The sequence below is a fragment of the Streptomyces chartreusis genome, from assembly GCF_008704715.1.
GTDB lineage: Bacteria > Actinomycetota > Actinomycetes > Streptomycetales > Streptomycetaceae > Streptomyces > Streptomyces chartreusis.
The window spans coordinates 6,478,262-6,494,568 of sequence record NZ_CP023689.1; the positions used below are offsets into that span (position 1 = coordinate 6,478,262).

The window sequence follows — 16,307 nt, forward strand, 5'->3', positions numbered from 1 at the left end:
CCCCTCTCTCGTACGGCTGCGGCAGCGCCGCCGAGGGGCGCGGGGAACCGCTCGAACGGCCACGACGGTTCCGTACCCGCCCACGCACCTGCACGGTCACGGTGAGTAGGGCGTCGGCCGCGCGTCCCGTGGCTCTACGCCCCCGGCGAACACTCACGGAACCGGGATGGCACCGCACAGCCTGCGCGTTAGGGTCCATGAGTATGGGGGCAGGGAAGTCGGCGAAACCGCCGGAGGCCCCCCGCAGGGAACACGTGAGACGGCCCGGCGCCGTCGTAAGACGAGCAGGTGGAGACGTGACGAATCTGATGCCCTACGCCGCCGGCGAGCCCTCTATCGGTGGTGGCCTCGGCGACCAGGTCTACAACCGGCTGCTCGGCGAGCGGATCATCTTCCTCGGCCAGCCGGTCGACGACGACATCGCGAACAAGATCACCGCACAGCTGCTGCTCCTTGCCGCCGACCCGGACAAGGACATTTACCTGTACATCAACAGCCCGGGCGGCTCGATCACGGCCGGTATGGCGATCTACGACACCATGCAGTTCATCAAGAACGACGTGGTGACCATCGCCATGGGCCTCGCCGCCTCCATGGGCCAGTTCCTGCTCAGCGCGGGCACGCCCGGCAAGCGCTTCGCGCTGCCGAACGCCGAGATCCTGATCCACCAGCCCTCCGCGGGCCTGGCGGGCTCGGCCTCCGACATCAAGATCCACGCCGAGCGGCTGCTGCACACCAAGAAGCGCATGGCCGAGCTCACCTCCCAGCACACCGGCCAGTCGGTCGAGCAGATCACCCGCGACTCGGACCGTGACCGCTGGTTCGACGCCTTCGAGGCCAAGGAGTACGGCCTCATCGACGACGTCATCCCGACGGCCGCCGGGATGCCGGGCGGCGGTGGCACCGGGGCGGCCTGAGGCCCCCTGGAAGCCCCCAGCCGACCGCCACAGCCTCTAGGAGACAGACAGTGAACGACTTCCCCGGCAGCGGCCTGTACGACCGCACGCGCGCCGAGTACACCGGCCCCGCCGCCGAGTCCCGCTATGTGATCCCGCGCTTCGTCGAGCGCACCTCGCAGGGCATCCGCGAGTACGACCCGTACGCGAAGCTGTTCGAGGAGCGCGTGATCTTCCTCGGCGTGCAGATCGACGACGCCTCCGCCAACGACGTCATGGCGCAGCTGCTGTGCCTGGAGTCGATGGACCCCGACCGTGACATCTCGGTCTACATCAACAGCCCCGGCGGCTCCTTCACGGCGCTCACGGCCATCTACGACACGATGCAGTTCGTGAAGCCGGACATCCAGACGGTCTGCATGGGCCAGGCGGCCTCCGCCGCCGCGATCCTGCTGGCCGCCGGCACGCCGGGCAAGCGCATGGCGCTGCCGAACGCCCGTGTGCTGATCCACCAGCCGTACAGCGAGACCGGCCGCGGTCAGGTCTCCGACCTGGAGATCGCCGCCAACGAGATCCTCCGGATGCGCTCGCAGCTGGAGGAGATGCTGGCCAAGCACTCCACCACGGCGATCGAGAAGATCCGCGAGGACATCGAGCGCGACAAGATCCTCACGGCCGAGGACGCGCTGTCGTACGGGCTGATCGACCAGATCATCTCCACCCGGAAGATGAACAACGCCGACGTTCGCTGACGCGGACCCGGTATTGTCTGCTGCCCCTTGGCACGGTTTGGGACGGTGCACGTCAAAGTGAACCGCGCCAAGGGGGGCCCGAACGGGGGGCCAGGCAAGGTACCGTCGACATAAGGCAGCACCAGGAGCCGCTGGATTCGAAAACGTCCAGGCGTCTCCCAGGCGAAGGGGAAGCACACCGTGGCACGCATCGGTGACGGCGGCGATCTGCTCAAGTGCTCGTTCTGCGGCAAGAGCCAGAAGCAGGTCAAGAAGCTCATCGCAGGCCCTGGTGTGTACATCTGCGACGAGTGCATCGATCTCTGCAACGAGATCATCGAGGAAGAGCTCGCCGAGACGAGCGAGGTGCGCTGGGAGGAACTCCCCAAGCCCCGCGAGATCTACGAGTTCCTCGAGGGCTACGTGGTCGGCCAGGAAGCGGCCAAGAAGGCGCTCTCCGTCGCCGTCTACAACCACTACAAGCGCGTTCAGGCCGGCGAGAACGGCGGCGCCCAAGGCCGTGACGACGCCATCGAGTTGGCGAAGTCCAACATCCTGCTGCTGGGCCCCACGGGCTCCGGCAAGACGCTCCTGGCGCAGACCCTGGCGCGCATGCTGAACGTCCCGTTCGCCATCGCCGACGCCACCGCGCTGACGGAGGCCGGCTATGTCGGCGAGGACGTCGAGAACATCCTGCTGAAGCTGATCCAGGCGGCCGACTACGACGTCAAGAAGGCCGAGACCGGGATCATCTACATCGACGAGATCGACAAGGTCGCCCGGAAGAGCGAAAACCCCTCGATCACGCGCGATGTGTCCGGCGAGGGCGTCCAGCAGGCCCTGCTGAAGATCCTCGAGGGCACGACCGCCTCGGTGCCGCCGCAGGGCGGACGCAAGCACCCGCACCAGGAGTTCATCCAGATCGACACGACGAACGTCCTGTTCATCGTGGGCGGCGCGTTCGCCGGTCTTGAGAAGATCATCGAGTCGCGGGCCGGCGCCAAGGGCATCGGCTTCGGCGCGACGATCCGCTCCAAGCGGGAGCTGGAGGCCAAGGACCAGTTCGAGGACGTCATGCCCGAGGACCTGGTCAAGTTCGGCATGATCCCCGAGTTCATCGGTCGCCTCCCCGTCATCACGTCGGTCCACAACCTGGACCGCGAGGCGCTCCTGCAGATCCTCGTCGAGCCGCGCAACGCACTGGTGAAGCAGTACCAGCGCCTCTTCGAACTCGACGGTGTGGAGCTGGACTTCGAGCGCGAGGCCCTGGAAGCCATCGCCGACCAGGCCATCCTCCGCCAGACCGGCGCGCGCGGCCTGCGCGCCATCATGGAGGAAGTCCTCCAGGGCGTGATGTACGAGATCCCGTCCCGCAAGGACGTGGCCCGCGTCGTCATCACGGCCGACGTCGTCCACTCGAACGTGAACCCGACCCTGATCCCGCGCGACGCGCGCCGGGGCCCGGGGGAGCAGAAGTCGGCGTAGCCCGCCACCACGGACAAACGAAGGGGCCCCGGTCAACCGACCGGGGCCCCTTCGCAGTTGACGCCTCGGGCGTCAGGCCTTGACGCGGATCTCCGCGCGGACCTTCGTGGTGATGTCCACGGCGATGTCCTTGGGGATGCCCTGGGTGGCGTCGCCCGGCGACACCATCGCGATGGTGCTGTAGTCCGCCCAGGCGCAGAACCAGTCCGTCTTCTCCTTCTTGGTGGCCGGGTCGGTGCCCTTGGCGGCCTGGCACTTCATGACCGCGCCGTCGAGGTCGACGTCCTCGGCCTCACCGACCAGCTCGGTCTTGCCCACGCCGGAGGAGTCGGAGGAGGAGGACTTCTCGGACGACTTCTTGAAGTCGGCGAAGAACTTGTCCAGCGCCGCCTCAGGGTCGGCGACCTCGCCGTAGGCGCCGAAGTACGTGATGCCCTTGGCCGTCGCGAGCTCGGAGAGGTCCGGCGTCGTGCTCGGGTCGCTGGGGTCGTAGCCGCTCAGGTCCGCCGTCGAGTAGACGCCGACGACGCTCTCGCCGTTCTTGACGCCGCTCTTCTCCAGGTCGTCGGCGGTGTCGTTGGACCCACCGATGCCCTCGCCGAGCTTGCTGGCCCGGGTGTACTCGCTGAGCAGCTTCTCCGGCGTCGCCAGCTTGTGCGCCCCGTCGTCCTCCAGGTTGCCCGCGCCGCCGCCGCTGCTGCCGAGGACGAAGTACGCGCCGACGCCGATCGCGGCCACCACGGCCACGGCGCCGATGATCAGGCCGGTCTTCTTGCCGCCGCCACCCGGCGCCGGCGGCTGCGGCATGCCGTACGGCTGCTGGCCATAGGGCGGCTGCTGGCCGTACGGGGGCTGCTGGCCGTAGGGCTGCTGGGGCGGGACGCCCTGCGGGGGCTGCTGCGGGTAGCCGTACCCGGGCTGGGCCGGGGGAGCCTGCTGGGGGTAGCCGTAGCCGGGCTGGGGCGCCTGCGGCTGGCCGTAGGGCCCGGGCTGCTGAGGCTGCCCGCCGTACGGACCGGGCTGCTGGGGCTGCCCGCCGTACGGGCCCGGCTGGTTGTGACTCATTTCTGGGTTCCCCTCCAGATGCTTATGTGTTCCTGACATCCTGGCGCAGACACAGGCGACGCACGGCATCGGGGTGCCCACCGTTACAGAACAAAGGCGTTTCGGGACACCCCCGAGACACCCCTAAACTGAGCCCGTGACCGAGAACGCTCAGCAGCAGCCATCAGCGCCCGACACCGAACTGCCGACCCAGTACGCGCCGGCCGATGTAGAGGGGCCGCTGTACGAGCGCTGGGTGGAGCGCGGTTACTTCGAGGCGGACGCGAAGAGCGACAAGCCGCCCTACACCGTCGTCATCCCGCCGCCGAACGTCACCGGCAGCCTGCACCTCGGGCACGCCTTCGAGCACACCCTCATCGATGCCCTGACGCGCCGTAAGCGCATGCAGGGCTTCGAGACGCTGTGGCAGCCCGGCATGGACCACGCCGGTATCGCCACGCAGAACGTCGTCGAGCGCGAGCTCGGCAAGGAGGGCAAGTCCCGCCACGACCTCGGCCGCGAGGCGTTCGTCGAGCGCGTCTGGCAGTGGAAGGGCGAGTCCGGCGGGCAGATCTCCGGGCAGATGCGACGCCTCGGTGACGGTGTCGCCTGGTCGCGCGAGCGCTTCACCATGGACGAGGGCCTCTCGCAGGCCGTCCAGACCATCTTCAAGCGGCTCTACGACGACGAGCTGATCTACCGCGCCGAGCGCATCATCAACTGGTGCCCCCGGTGTCTCACCGCCATCTCGGACATCGAGGTCGAGTACCAGGACGACGACGGCGAGCTCGTCTCCATGAAGTACGGCGACGGTGACGACACCATCGTCGTCGCCACGACCCGTGCCGAGACGATGCTCGGTGACACCGCGGTCGCCGTCCACCCGGACGACGAGCGCTACAAGCACCTGGTCGGCAAGCTCATCAAGCTGCCGCTGACCGAGCGCTCGATCCCGGTCGTCGCCGACACCCACGTCGACCCCGAATTCGGCACCGGCGCGGTCAAGGTGACCCCGGCCCACGACCCGAACGACTTCGAGATCGGCCAGCGGCACGACCTGCCGGCCATCACGATCATGGACGAGCACGCGGTCATCACCGCGCACGGCCCCTTCCAGGGCCTGGACCGCCTGGAGGCCCGCTCGGCGATCGTCGCCGCGCTGCGCGCCGAGGGCCGGATCGTCGCGGAGAAGCGGCCGTACGTCCACTCCGTCGGCCACTGCTCGCGCTGCAAGACGACCATCGAGCCGCGTCTGTCGATGCAGTGGTGGGTCAAGGTCGGCCCGCTCGCCAAGGCCGCCGGTGACGCGGTCCGCGACGGCCGGGTCAAGATCCACCCGCAGGAGATGGAGAAGCGGTACTTCGACTGGGTCGACAACCTCCACGACTGGTGCATCTCGCGGCAGTTGTGGTGGGGCCACCGCATCCCGGTCTGGTACGGCCCGAACGGCGAGGTCGTCTGCGTCGGCCCCGACGAGGAGGCGCCGAGCGGCGAGGGCTGGCGTCAGGACACCGACGTCCTCGACACCTGGTTCTCCTCCGGCCTGTGGCCCTTCTCGACCCTCGGCTGGCCCGAACAGACCGAGTCGCTCGCGAAGTTCTACCCGAACTCCGTCCTGGTCACCGGCTACGACATCCTCTTCTTCTGGGTCGCCCGGATGATGATGTTCGGCCTGTACGCGATGGACGGCACCCCGCCGTTCCACACCATCGCCCTGCACGGCATGGTCCGCGACCAGTTCGGCAAGAAGATGTCGAAGTCCTTCGGCAACGCGGTCAACCCGCTGGACTGGATGGACAAGTACGGCTCCGACGCGCTCCGCTTCACCCTGGCGCGCGGTGCCAACCCCGGCGTCGACGTCCCGATCGGCGAGGACTGGGTCCAGGGCTCCCGGAACTTCGCCAACAAGATCTGGAACGCCACCCGCTTCGCGCTGATGAACGGCGCGACGGTCGAGGGCCCGCTGCCGGAAGCGTCGGCGATGTCCTCCACGGACCGCTGGATCCTGTCCCGCCTGAACTCCGTCATCGCCGAAGTCGACGCGTTCTACGAGGACTTCCAGTTCGCCAAGCTGTCCGACGCCCTCTTCCACTTCGCGTGGGACGAGGTCTTCGACTGGTACGTCGAGCTGTCCAAGACGACGTTCCAGGCGGGCGGCGCGGCGGCCGAGGTCTCCAAGCGCGTCCTCGGCGAGGTCCTCGACGTCACGCTGAGGCTGCTGCACCCGGTGGTCCCGTTCGTCACGGAGACCCTGTGGACCACGCTGACCGGCGGCGAGTCGATCGTGATCGCCGAGTGGCCGGCCGACAGCGGCTTCCGTGACCAGGGCGCCGAGCGGGAGATCGAGTCGCTCCAGTCGGTCATCACCGAGGTCCGCCGCTTCCGCGCCGACCAGGGCCTGCAGCCGGGCCAGCGCGTCCCGGCCCGCCTGACGCTGGACGGCACGGCCCTCGCCGCGCACGAGCCGGCCATCCGCCAGCTGCTGCGCCTGCAGCCCGAGGGCGAGAGCTTCTCGGCGACGGCGACCCTGCCGGTCGCCGGCGCGGAGGTCACCCTCGACCTGTCCGGCGTGATCGACGTCGCGGCCGAGCGCAAGCGCCTGGCCAAGGACCTCGCCGCCGCCGAGAAGGAGAAGGCCCAGGCCACGGCCAAGCTCGGCAACGAGGCGTTCCTCGCGAAGGCCCCGGACCAGGTGGTCGACAAGATCCGGGGGCGGCTCGCCAAGGCGGACGAGGACATCGCCCGGATCAAGGCGCAGCTGGAGAGGCTGCCGGAAGCGTAAGTCGTTCCACGAGAGTGAAGGCCCCCGGAGCTGTCCAGCGCCGGGGGCCCATTCCTACCCAGGGGCGCGGGGAACTGCGCGACCAGCCCCCACCGCCCCGTCAGGCCGCCCGACAACCCCCACCACCCCACTCCCTACGCGCACTGTCAGTCCCCCTCCGTAGACTGGCCCCGTGAGTGAGAGCGACGACCCCTTCGAAGAGATCATCGCGGCGGAGACCGACCGCGACCCCGATCTCGCCGTCATCGAGGCCGGCAGCCGAACCCTGCGCACCCAGGGCGGCCCGCCGCAGGCGCACGTGCCGGCGCGCCCCGAGGACCCCGAGGTCGACAAGGCATTGCGCGAGGTCGAGGCGGAGCTCGCCACCCGCTGGGGCGAGACCAAGCTGGAGCCGTCGGTCAGCCGTATCGCCGCGCTCATGGACGTCCTCGGCGAGCCCCAGCGCTCGTACCCCTCGATCCACATCACCGGCACCAACGGCAAGACGTCGACCGCCCGCATGATCGAGGCCCTCCTCGGCGCCTTCGAGCTGCGCACCGGCCGCTACACCTCGCCGCACGTCCAGTCGGTCACCGAGCGGATCAGCCTCGACGGCGCCCCGGTCTCCGCCGAGCGCTTCATCGAGACGTACAACGACATCAAGCCGTACGTCGAGATGGTCGACTCCTCGCAGGAGTACCGCCTGTCCTTCTTCGAGGTGCTCACGGGCATGGCGTACGCGGCCTTCGCGGACGCGCCCGTCGACGTCGCCGTCGTGGAAGTGGGCATGGGCGGCTCCTGGGACGCCACCAACGTCATCGACGGTGATGTCGCCGTCGTGACGCCCATAGACCTCGACCACACCGACCGGCTGGGCTCCACCCCGGGCGAGATCGCCGTCGAGAAGGCCGGCATCGTCAAGCAGGACGCCACCGTGATCATGGCCCAGCAGCCGGTGGACGCCGCCCAGGTGCTGCTGAAGAAGGCCGTGGAGGTCGACGCCACCGTCGCCCGCGAGGGCCTGGAGTTCGGGGTCGTCGCACGTCAGGTCGCCGTCGGCGGACAGCAGGTCACGCTGCGCGGGCTCGGCGGCGAGTACCCCGAGGTGTACCTGCCGCTGCACGGCGCGCACCAGGCGCACAACGCCGCCGTCGCCCTGGCCGCAGTGGAGGCATTCTTCGGCGTCGGCGCCGCACGCGCCGAGCCGCTGGACATCGACACGGTCCGCAAGGCCTTCGCGTCCGTCTCCTCGCCGGGCCGGATGGAGGTCGTACGGCGCTCTCCGACCGTCGTGCTGGACGCCGCCCACAACCCGGCGGGCGCGCGGGCGGCCGCCGAGGCGATCGGGGAGGCCTTCGACTTCAGCCGGCTCATCGGCGTGGTCGGCGCGAGCAGCGACAAGAACGTGCGGGAGCTGCTGGAGGCCTTCGAGCCGATCTTCGCCGAGGTCGTCGTCACACAGAACTCCTCGCACCGCGCGATGGACGCCGACGAACTCGCGGCCGTCGCCGTCGAGGTGTTCGGCGACGAGCGCGTGCAGGTCGAGCCGCGGCTGCCGGACGCCCTGGAGGCCGCGATCACGCTGGCCGAGGAGGAAGGCGAGTTCACGGGCGGCGGTGTGCTGGTCACCGGGTCCGTCATCACGGTCGGCGAGGCCCGGCTGCTGCTGGGGAAGGGCTGAGTCCGAAAGATGCGTACCCTCTGTTCATCGACCCTGATCGGCGAGTTCTTCGTCATCGGCTTCGCCGGTCTGGTCGCGATGAAGGACCCCGATCTGGCCTTGTCCACGGTGTGGACGGTCAGCGGGATCGCGATGTTCCTGTGCGTGCTGCTGTGCGGCCTGGTGACCCGCCCCGGCGGGGTCGCCCTCGGCTGGGCCCTGCAGATCGCGCTCATCGCATCCGGGTTCATTGTTCCCACGATGTTCTTCCTGGGCGCGATCTTCGCGGCACTTTGGTGGGCTTCGGTGCACTACGGCAAGAAGGTCGACGAGGCGAAGGCGAGATTCGCCGCGCAGGCGGACTCCTCCGCACCTGACGCTGCGTAACAGGCGCCTGGACACGCCCTGTAACCTCATCCCACCGCACACCGGCAGTAAGAAGGAGCCATCCCGTGACCCAGCGCACCCTCGTCCTGCTCAAGCCCGACGCAGTCCGCCGCGGCCTGACCGGCGAGATCATCAGCCGCATCGAGCGCAAGGCCGGCTGGCAGATCACCGCGCTGGAGCTGCGCACCCTGGACCAGGAGACCCTGGAGCAGCACTACGGCGAGCACAAGGGCAAGCCCTTCTACGAGCCGCTGGTGGAGTTCATGGCCTCCGGCCCGGTCGTCGCCCTGATCGTCGAGGGCGAGCGGGTCATCGAGGGGCTGCGCGCGCTCGCCGGTCCGACCGACCCGATCGCCGCCGCGCCGGGCTCGATCCGCGGTGACTACGGTGTGATCGTCCGTGAGAACCTCATCCACGCCTCCGACTCCGAGGAGTCCGCCGAGCGCGAGGTGAAGATCTTCTTTCCGGGGCGTGCGTAACCCCTTCGTAGTTGAACGGAGAGGGTGTGGAGATTGAATCTCCACACCGGAGTGCATACCAAATGCATATGCGTGGCGATCGAGGGAACGAGTGCCCCCGATGGCCCGTCTCCACAAGCGAGGCGACTCGCCATCTGCTGACAATGGCGAAGACCCTCCCGCAGTGTTCGTGCAGGCGCGTCTACGATGGAAGCCTTCACGTCACAGCACCCACTTCGCCGACCTGACAAGCCATCAAAAGCTCCCGGGAAGGCCAGACGAATCCTGATGGGGAACTCAATGTCGTTCATCGGCCGTGACATGGCTGTCGACCTCGGGACCGCCAACACGCTGGTGTACGTCAGGGGTCGCGGGATCGTGCTCAACGAACCGTCGGTCGTCGCGATCAACACCAACACCGGCGGCATCCTCGCGGTCGGTGCCGAGGCGAAGAAGATGATCGGGCGCACCCCCGGCAACATCGTTGCCGTGCGTCCGCTGAAGGACGGCGTGATCGCCGACTTCGAGATCACAGAGCGGATGCTCCGCTACTTCATCCTGAAGATCCACAAGCGGCGTTATCTGGCTCGTCCGCGGGTCGTCGTCTGCGTTCCCTCGGGCATCACGGGTGTCGAGCGCCGTGCCGTGATCGAGGCGTCGTCCCAGGCGGGCGCCCGCCAGGTGCACATCATCGAGGAGCCCATGGCCGCGGCCATCGGTTCCGGCCTGCCGGTCCACGAGGCCACGGGCAACATGGTGGTCGACATCGGCGGCGGCACCACGGAGGTCGCGGTCATCTCCCTCGGCGGCATCGTCACCGCCCAGTCCATCCGCGTCGCGGGTGACGAGCTGGACAACGCGATCATCCAGCACATCAAGAAGGAGTACTCCCTTCTGCTGGGTGAGCGGACGGCCGAGCAGATCAAGATCACGATCGGTTCGGCGTACGACCTCGACTCCGACGAGCACACCGAGATCCGCGGCCGGGACCTCGTGTCCGGACTGCCGAAGACCGTCGTCATCTCCGCGGCCGAGGTGCGCAAGGCCATCGAGGAACCGGTCAACGCCATCGTGGACGCCGTGAAGACGACCCTCGACAAGTGCCCGCCGGAGCTGTCCGGCGACATCATGGACCGAGGAATCGTTCTGACCGGCGGCGGCGCCCTGCTGCGCGGCCTCGACGAGCGGCTGCGGCGCGAGACCGGCATGCCGATCCACATCGCCGAGGACCCGCTGGACAGCGTGGCGCTCGGTTCCGGCAAGTGTGTCGAGGAGTTCGAGGCGTTGCAGCAGGTGCTCGACGCCTCGCCGCGCAGATGACGTAACTCTTCGGTTCCGCCGTACGGGATGATCTCCTCTCGTACGGCGGATCGTTGATATTGAGGCATAAGCTCACACATAAGTCTCTGCGCATCCGAAGCATCTGAAGACCGACACCTCCGCACATTTGAAGACCAATAAAACCCCTGCACATTCCAATGAGGAAGGGCACGGCCGCCGCACGTGAGGGACACACGAGAGAGCCGGCTGCTCCTGGTGCTGCTGATCGCCATCGCGTTCGCACTGATCACGGTGGACATCCGCGGTGGTGAGGACTCCCCGGTCGACGGTGCCCGCCAGGCCGCTGCCACGGTCTTCGGCCCCATCGAGGACGGTGTGTCGGCCGCGGTGAACCCGGTCGGCAACGCGGTCGCCGCGATCCGCGACTCCGGTGAGCGCCACGACCGGCTCGCCCTGCTGGAGCAGGAGAACGCGGCCCTCAAGGCGAAGCTCGGCAGCGAGGACCGCGACAGCAGCCGGCTCAAGCAGCTGGACAAGATGCTGAAGGTCGCGGGCGCGGGCCAGTACGGCATCAAGGGCGCCGAGGTCATCGCCATAGGAGCGGCCCAGGGCTTCTCCTGGACCATCACCGTCGACGTCGGCGCCAACGACGGCATCCGGCGCGACATGACGGTCCTGAACGGCGACGGGCTGGTCGGGCGGGTCACCACCGTCGGCCCGAACACCGCCACCGTGCTCCTCGCCAACGACCCCGACTTCACCGTCGGCACGCGCATGGAGTCCAGCGACGAGCTCGGCTTCGCCTCCGGCCAGGGAGACCGCCCACTGCGCGTCGAACTCCTCAACGGCAAGGCCGAGGTGAAGAAGGGCGACCGGCTCGTCACCTTCGGCTCGCAGGCCGACAAGCCCTTCGTGCCGGGCGTTCCCGTCGGTGTCGTCTCCCGGGTCGACCCGTCAGGCGGCGGCCTGACCCGCACCCTCTACGTCACGCCCTTCGTCGGCTTCTCCAAGCTCGACATCGTCGGCGTCGTCGTCCAGGCACCCACCAAGGACCCGCGCGACACGGTGCTCCCGTCCAAGCCCAAGCCGACTCCCAGGCCTACCGTGACGGTCACGGTCACCCCGGGCGCCGAGCCCCCGGCCGACGGTGAGGAGCAGCCGCAAGGGGACGGCCAGGACCAGCCGCTGGCCGACGGGCTGTACCAGCCCCGGGCCGACGGCCGGTATCAGCCTCCGGGCGACGGACAGAACCCGTACGAGCAAGAGCAGTAGGAGCTGAAGCCCGATGCGCGTCAACCGAATCCTGCTCTCCTCCGCTCTGGTCGTCGTCGCCCTTGTGGTGCAGGTGAGCGTCCTGTCCCGGCTGCATCTGCCGGGCGCCGTCCCCGATCTGCTGCTCCTGACCGTGCTGGGCCTCGCCATGGTCTACGGCCATGTCGGCGGCGCCCTCGTCGGCTTCGGCGCCGGTCTGCTCGCCGACCTCGCCCCGCCCGCCGACCACGCCGCCGGCCGCTATGCGCTGGTGCTGTGCGTGATCGGCTATCTCGCCGGGCTCATCAAGCCGGACAACGGCCGGATCAAGTCGGCCACCGGGCCGATGGTCGTCGTGGTCGTCGCCGCCATCGGCACGACCCTGCTGTACGCCGGAGTCGGCGCCCTCGTCGGGGACACCGCCGCCCGCCATGTCGGCCTCGGCAGCCTGCTGTTCACGGCCGCCCTGTACGACCTGCTGCTCGCGCCGTTCGTCGTCCCGGGGATCATGGCGCTGGCCAGGCGCGCGGAGAACGACCCGCTCGCCGACAGCGGCTCCCAGGCCAAGAAGACCGACATCTCCTCGGGCTGGCTCTCCGGCGGCACCGGTCTGCGGATCGGCGGCCAGCGCGGCGGGCTGAGCGGTCTGAAGGTGAAGGCGGTGCGGGCGCGCACGGCGCGCGCGGGGCGCATCAAGGGGGTCAAGAGGCTGTGAGGACGGGGGAGTTCACCCGCACGGGTGAGTCCAGCAGGAACCGGGCCCCGCGGGCCGGTCGTTCACCACTCGAACGAACACAGTCGTATTCGCACTGGTACTCGCACCGAGAGGGGGAGGCGGCGCAGTGACCAACATCCCGGAGACCGGCCGGACGCCACGCGTCCAGATCCGGCTCATCGTCATCCAGATCCTCGTCCTCTCGCTCCTCGGCACCCTCGGCGGGCGCCTGTGGTACCTCCAGATCCGCGAGGGCGACGCGTACGCCAAGGAGGCCTCCGGCAACCACGTCCAGCAGGTCGTCCAGCCCGCGGTGCGCGGCTCGATCCTGGACGCGCGCGGAGTGCCCCTCGCCGACAACGAGACCCGGCTGGTCGTCTCGGCCTCCCGCACCGACCTGCTGAAGATGCCGGACGACGGCAAGGCCGTCCTGGCCAAGCTCGCCGGCGTGCTGGGCATGAAGCCCAAGGAGGTCATGGAGAAGGTCCGGCTGTGCGACGCCGAAACGCCGCAGCCCTGCTGGAACGGCTCGCCCTACCAGCCGATCCCCATCACCGACGAGGCCACCGCCAAGCAGGCCCTCCAGATCCGTGAGCGCGCCGAGGACTTCCCCGGCATCACCGCCGAGCCGCAGGCCCTGCGCCGCTACCCGGCCCCCGGCAAGTCCAACACCGCCCAGGTCCTCGGCTACCTCTCGCCGGTCACCGACGAGGAGCTCCAGCAGGCCCAGGACACCGACTCGCCGTACCTGCGCTCCGACCAGGTCGGCCGCTCCGGCCTGGAGCGCCAGTACGACAAGGAGCTGCGCGGCAAGGCCGGCGTCACCCGCTACGAGGTCGACAACCTCGGCCGTGTCATCGGCCAGGCCGAGGCCGACGCCGCGGAGCCCGGCTCCAACCTCGTCACCAGCATCGACGCCCGGGTGCAGCGGGTCGCCGAGTACGAGCTGAACCAGGCGATGAAGGACGCCCGCAAGGAGTGGGACCGCAACACCAACGAGCCGTACAAGGCGGACTCGGGCGCGGTCGTGGTCATGGAGGCCAAGACCGGCCGCATAGTCGCCATGGCGTCCAACCCGACCTACGACCCGAACGCCTGGGTCGGCGGCATCTCCGCCAAGGACTACAAGACGCTGACGGGCAAGTCCTCCAACTACCCGCTGCTCAACCGGGCCATCCAGGGCCAGTCGGCACCCGGCTCCATCTTCAAGGTCGTCCCGACGGCCGCCGCGGTCAACGCCGGCTACTCCTTCGACGGCCCCTACCAGTGCTCAAGCTCGTACTCGATCGGCGGGCAGGTCTTCAAGAACTTCGAGTCCAAGGGATACGGCCCGATCAGCCTCGGCCGTGCCCTGGAGGTCTCCTGCGACACCGTCTTCTACCGGCTCTCCCACGAGGAGTGGAAGCGGGACGGCGGCACCAAGCCGAAGAAGAACGCCAAGGACTGGTTCTACAAGACGGCGCACCAGTTCGGCCTCGGCGCTGAGACCGGCATCGACCTGCCCAACGAGGTCACCGGCCGCATCCCCGACCGCCAGTGGAAGCAGGACTACTGGAAGGCCAACAAGGACGCCTGGTGCAAGTACGGCAAGAAGGGCGGTTCGTACGCCGAGCAGATCGCCTACGAGAACTGCCTCGAAGGCAACCGCATGCGCGCCGGTGACTCCGTCAACTACTCCATCGGACAGGGCGACACCCTCGTCACCCCGATCCAGATGGCCACGATCTACGGCGCCATCTCCAACGGCGGCACCCTCTACGACCCGACCGTCGGCAAGGCCGTCGTCAGCGCCGACGGCAAGTCCGTCGCGGAGATCGAGCCCAAGTCGCACGGCAAGCTGCCGATAAGCCGCAAGACGCTGGCCGCGATGGACGACGCCCTCGCCGGTGTCGCCACCCGCGGTACCGCGGCCTGGCGGTTCGCCGACGTCGGCTGGCCGCAGGACAAGATCCCGATGCACGCCAAGACGGGTACCGCGGAGGTCTACGGCAAGCAGACGACCTCGTGGTTCGCCACGTACACCAAGGACTACTCGGTCGTCATGACGATCTCCCAGGGTGGTACGGGTTCCGGCGCCTCGGGTCCGGCCGTGCGCAACATCTACGACGCCCTGTACGGCGTCTCCGACGACGGCACGATCAGCAAGAAGAACGCGCTGCTGCCGACGCCCCAGAAGAGCCTGCCGAAGGTCCGCACGGACGGCACCATGGCCTCGCCGAAGGTCGGCAAGGACCCGGCGAAGGACCAGCGGGCCACCCAGCAGGGCGAGGACAAGACGGACGAGCAGCAGCAGCTCGCCGGGACGGTGGCGACGCCGTCGGCCGAGAACCGGGACACCCGGCGCAGGCGACGCGGGGGCCGCAAGCGGGGAAGCCGGAGGATGCCGACATGACCGGCAACAGTTTCCAGGTCTCCGGGTACGGGCCGGAACGGGCGGGCTGGACCCGCCTGTTCGCCCGCGACTCGATGGCCCGCCGACTGGACTGGCCGATGCTGCTGTCGGCGATGGCCCTGTCGATGATGGGCGCGCTCCTCGTCTACTCGGCGACCCGCAACCGCACCGAGCTCAACCAGGGCGACCAGTACTACTTCCTGATCCGGCACGTCCTGAACACCGGCATCGGGCTCGCGCTGATGATAGGGACGGTGTGGCTGGGCCACCGCGCGCTGCGCACGGCCGTGCCGATCCTGTACGGCCTGTCGGTCTTCCTGATCCTGCTGGTGCTCACGCCCCTCGGCTCCACGATCAACGGCGCCCACTCCTGGATCAAGCTGCCCGGCGGCTTCTCGCTGCAGCCCTCGGAGTTCGTGAAGGTCACGATCATCCTGGGCATGGCGATGCTGCTGGCGGCGAGAGTGGACGCGGGCGACAAGCCGTACCCGGACCACCGCACGGTGATGCAGGCGCTGGGTCTGGCCACGGTGCCGATGCTGATCGTGCTGCTCATGCCCGACCTCGGGTCGGTCATGGTCATGGTCGTGATCGTGCTGGGCGTGCTGCTCGCCTCCGGTGCCTCCAACCGCTGGGTCTTCGGACTGATCGGGGCGGGGACCATGGGCGCGATCGCGGTCTGGCAGCTGGGCGTCCTGGACGACTACCAGATCGCCCGATTCGCGGCCTTCGCCAACCCCGAGCTCGACCCGGCGGGCGTCGGCTACAACACCAACCAGGCACGTATCGCGATCGGTTCGGGCGGGCTCTCGGGAGCGGGGCTGTTCCACGGCTCGCAGACCACCGGCCAGTTCGTGCCGGAGCAGCAGACCGACTTCGTCTTCACGGTGGCGGGGGAGGAGCTGGGCTTCCTCGGCGGCGGGCTGATCATCGTGCTGCTCGGTGTGATCCTGTGGCGGGCCTGCCGGATCGCCCGTGAGACGACCGAGCTGTACGGGACCATCGTGGCGGCCGGGATCGTGGCGTGGCTCGCGTTCCAGGCGTTCGAGAACGTCGGGATGACGCTGGGGATCATGCCGGTGACGGGTCTGCCGTTGCCGTTCGTCTCCTATGGCGGATCGTCGATGTTCGCGGTGTGGGTGGCCATAGGGCTGCTCCAGTCGATCCGGGTGCAACGCCCGATGTCGGCGTGACCTCTGTGTTCGACTGACGCCGGCGATGTCCGGCGGCACGGCTCCTCCGTGTC

13 protein-coding genes are annotated in these 16,307 nt (G+C 68.8%); 12 read left to right on the plus strand and 1 reads right to left on the minus strand.

The features are described 5' to 3' along the window. Window positions 1–308 precede the first annotated feature (308 nt). The 3 genes from CP983_RS28515 to clpX all read left to right on the plus strand — a co-directional run bounded on the left by CP983_RS28515 (window position 309) and on the right by clpX (window position 3,112). Window positions 309–917, plus strand: coding sequence for an ATP-dependent Clp protease proteolytic subunit (locus tag CP983_RS28515; RefSeq protein ID WP_030967072.1), 609 nt, complete (start codon window positions 309–311; stop codon window positions 915–917). A 50-nt stretch (window positions 918–967) separates the two neighbouring features. Then, window positions 968–1,648, plus strand: a complete 681-nt coding sequence (locus tag CP983_RS28520; protein WP_107906539.1) for an ATP-dependent Clp protease proteolytic subunit — start codon at window positions 968–970, stop codon at window positions 1,646–1,648. 180 nt (window positions 1,649–1,828) lie between these two features. Continuing rightward, the gene (clpX, locus tag CP983_RS28525; protein WP_030967070.1) at window positions 1,829–3,112 is read left to right on the plus strand and encodes an ATP-dependent Clp protease ATP-binding subunit ClpX; all 1,284 of its coding nucleotides are present in this window, start codon (window positions 1,829–1,831) and stop codon (window positions 3,110–3,112) included. A 72-nt stretch (window positions 3,113–3,184) separates the two neighbouring features. Here clpX and CP983_RS28530 read toward each other — a convergent pair whose 3' ends face one another. Next, window positions 3,185–4,177 carry a hypothetical protein gene (locus CP983_RS28530; RefSeq protein WP_125528824.1) on the minus strand — a complete coding sequence of 331 codons (993 nt, stop codon included), beginning with the start codon at window positions 4,175–4,177 and terminating at the stop codon, window positions 3,185–3,187. Between the two features lie 136 nt (window positions 4,178–4,313). On the opposite strand from CP983_RS28530, the gene CP983_RS28535 reads away from it, so the two are divergent. From CP983_RS28535 to rodA, 9 genes are all read left to right on the plus strand, one after another. After that, on the plus strand, window positions 4,314–6,938 hold the full coding sequence (locus tag CP983_RS28535; RefSeq protein ID WP_150502665.1) for a valine--tRNA ligase: 2,625 nt from the start codon (window positions 4,314–4,316) through the stop codon (window positions 6,936–6,938). A gap of 172 nt (window positions 6,939–7,110) precedes the next feature. Next, complete coding sequence (gene folC / locus CP983_RS28540) at window positions 7,111–8,598, plus strand: bifunctional tetrahydrofolate synthase/dihydrofolate synthase (protein ID WP_125524538.1); 1,488 nt, start codon at window positions 7,111–7,113, stop codon at window positions 8,596–8,598. Window positions 8,599–8,607: 9 nt separating this feature from the next. Next, entirely contained in the window at window positions 8,608–8,964 is a 357-nt protein-coding gene (locus tag CP983_RS28545; protein WP_150502667.1) for a DUF4233 domain-containing protein, read from the plus strand. A 65-nt stretch (window positions 8,965–9,029) separates the two neighbouring features. Beyond that, the gene (gene ndk / locus CP983_RS28550; protein WP_030943193.1) at window positions 9,030–9,443 is read left to right on the plus strand and encodes a nucleoside-diphosphate kinase; all 414 of its coding nucleotides are present in this window, start codon (window positions 9,030–9,032) and stop codon (window positions 9,441–9,443) included. Between the two features lie 279 nt (window positions 9,444–9,722). After that, complete coding sequence (locus CP983_RS28555) at window positions 9,723–10,742, plus strand: rod shape-determining protein (RefSeq protein ID WP_107906544.1); 1,020 nt, start codon at window positions 9,723–9,725, stop codon at window positions 10,740–10,742. Between the two features lie 183 nt (window positions 10,743–10,925). Beyond that, complete coding sequence (mreC, locus tag CP983_RS28560; protein ID WP_107906545.1) at window positions 10,926–11,975, plus strand: rod shape-determining protein MreC; 1,050 nt, start codon at window positions 10,926–10,928, stop codon at window positions 11,973–11,975. Window positions 11,976–11,988: 13 nt separating this feature from the next. After that, entirely contained in the window at window positions 11,989–12,669 is a 681-nt protein-coding gene (mreD, locus tag CP983_RS28565; protein WP_150502668.1) for a rod shape-determining protein MreD, read from the plus strand. 127 nt (window positions 12,670–12,796) lie between these two features. Beyond that, window positions 12,797–15,061 carry a penicillin-binding protein 2 gene (mrdA, locus tag CP983_RS28570; RefSeq protein WP_107906547.1) on the plus strand — a complete coding sequence of 755 codons (2,265 nt, stop codon included), beginning with the start codon at window positions 12,797–12,799 and terminating at the stop codon, window positions 15,059–15,061. Beyond that, window positions 15,058–16,254: a rod shape-determining protein RodA gene (gene rodA, locus CP983_RS28575; protein WP_125524540.1), complete on the plus strand. Its 1,197-nt coding sequence runs from the start codon at window positions 15,058–15,060 to the stop codon at window positions 16,252–16,254. The genes mrdA and rodA overlap by 4 nt, the downstream gene beginning before the upstream one ends. The last annotated feature ends 53 nt before the right edge of the window (window positions 16,255–16,307 follow it).